Source organism: Skermanella sp., assembly GCF_059503625.1.
The window spans coordinates 1-585 of the sequence record NZ_JCACHA010000662.1 but is presented as its reverse complement, the minus strand read 5'-3'; the positions used below and the strand labels follow the sequence as shown (position 1 = coordinate 585).

Below are 585 nucleotides of genomic sequence, written 5' to 3'. Positions count from 1 at the left end.
GAAATGGCCGAACGGGAACGCCGCTGGATGACGCCGTCGCAGGCCGCCATGGCCGTGCAGGAAGGCGCCCTGGCGGCGTTGCTGCTGAGCATGGCGGTCAGTCCGCCGGTCGCGGCCTCCGGCAGGGTAAGGGCGGCAGCCCAATGGGAACATCGGCTTCGCGCCTGACATCCGCCTGAGCCAGGTGGTCAGGCCGGGCGATCAGGCCGGACGGTCAGACGGCGTGGACCCTCCCCCAATGCGCTTGCACCAAGCCGGACCTGGAAACGAGCTCCCCGGGGAAATGGCATCGATCCCGGGTTGCTGGTGACCACGCTGCCGCAGGCGGATCAATCCAAGGCCCAGATGATCAACGCGCTTTTCATCTGGGCGGCATCGGCCGCCGCCGCCGGAGCGTCGGGATGGGTCCTGGCGGTCATCGGCTGGCTTCAGCTCGTCGTCCTCGGCTGCATACCGATCGCCGTCATGGCCTGCCTCGCCATCGCCGCCAGCCGCCGCCGAAAGCTCGATCGCCCCTTCCAGGCGTGAGAATCCGTCGAAGACGCGGAAAAACGGCGGAATTCATAGACTCGAGTGAACCACCCC

The 585-nt window shown here is 67.7% G+C and carries 1 protein-coding gene; it reads left to right on the top strand.

The window, feature by feature from the left end; translation table 11 throughout:
- The first annotated feature begins 300 nt into the window (after positions 1-300).
- Positions 301-528, top strand: coding sequence for a hypothetical protein (locus AC5JJ6_RS20810; protein ID WP_496043890.1), 228 nt, complete (start codon positions 301-303; stop codon positions 526-528).
- Positions 529-585 lie beyond the last annotated feature (57 nt).